The sequence below is a fragment of the Pseudomonas sp. HY2-MNA-CIBAN-0224 genome (assembly GCF_040310285.1).
Lineage (GTDB): Bacteria > Pseudomonadota > Gammaproteobacteria > Pseudomonadales > Pseudomonadaceae > Aquipseudomonas > Aquipseudomonas helleri.
This window is the reverse complement of sequence record NZ_JBEOPQ010000127.1, coordinates 1-1373: the sequence shown is the minus strand read 5'-3', so window position 1 is coordinate 1373 and position 1373 is coordinate 1. Positions and strand designations below refer to the sequence as shown.

General features: G+C 61.8%; 1 protein-coding gene. It reads left to right on the top strand.

All coding sequences use genetic code 11. The features are described 5' to 3' along the window. Positions 1 to 1373, top strand: a 1373-nt coding sequence (tssI, locus tag AAEZ03_RS25645) for a type VI secretion system tip protein TssI/VgrG (protein WP_350582504.1), incomplete at both ends; no start/stop codon positions are given.

Here is a 1373-nt window from a genome sequence, read left to right as displayed (position 1 = left end):
CCGGTGCGCTATGTCCATGGTCTGGTCAGTCTGTTCCGTCAGGGCGACACCGGTTTTCGCCGTACCCGCTACCACGCGGTGATCGAGCCGACCTTGGCCCGCGCGGGCCTGCGTTCCAACTGGCGGATGTTTCAGTACAAAACCGTGCCCGAGATCATCGCCCTGGTGCTCAAGGGCCAACGCATCACCGACCTGGAAAAACAGATCTGTTTCGATCACCAGACCCGCGAATACTGCGTGCAGGCGGGTGAAACCGATCTCGACTTTATTGCCCGCCTCGCCGCTGAGGAAGGCCTGCTTTACACCTTCGAACACCGCACCGATGGCCACACCTTGATCCTCACCGATCGTGTTGGCGGCCTTGGCACCATCGGCACCCACAAAGACTGCCCGGTGCTTTATCAGCCCATGGGCGGCGGCGATTCAGCAGAGCCTGCCTTGCATCGCTTTAGTTACACCGAGCAGGTGCGTACTTCTCGGCAGGTGCAGCGCGATTACACCTTCACCCATCCGCGCTACAACCAGCAACACACCGCCGATGGCGGCCTGGCCCTGAAAAACCAGCACAAGGATTACGAGCGCTACGATTACCCCGGCCGCTACAAACGCGATGCGGCGGGTAAACCTTTTACCAAGACCCGCCTTCACGCCTTGCGCAGCGACGCGCGCATGGCCGAACTCGAAGGCGACGACGCCCGCCTGCAACCCGGTCTGGCCTTCGACCTCAGCGAACACCCGCGCCCCGATTTCAACGACCGCTGGCGCAGCATCGCCCTTGAACATACCGGCAAACAACACAGCAGCCTGCAAGAAGAAGCCGGCGGTAGCGACTACAGCACCACCTACCATTTAAAGGCCAGCGCCATCCGCTGGGACGCCGAGTGGAAAGCCCCGTTGCAGCCCAAACCCTGCATCGACGGCCCGCACACCGCCACCGTGGTCGGCCCGCCGGGCGAAGAGATCTACTGCGACGAATGGGGCCGGGTCAAAGTCAGCTTCCCGTGGGACCGCGACAGCCAGGAAAACGACCACAGCTCCTGCTGGATCCGCGTCACCCAAGGTTGGGCTGGCACCTTATGGGGCGCCATGGCCGTGCCGCGCATCGGCCAGGAACTGATCATCAGCTACCTCGACGGCGACCCCGACCAACCCATCGCCACCGGCAGAGCCTACCGCCAGGCCAACCTGCCGCCCTACGAACTGCCCAAACACAAAACCCGCATGACCATCAAAAGCCGCACCCACAAAGGCACGGGGTTTAACGAACTGCGCTTTGAGGACGAGGTGGGCCAGCAAGAGGTTTACATCCATGCCGAGCGGGACAAGAACGTTTACATCAAGCATGACAACACGACGTTTGTGGGCAATGACCG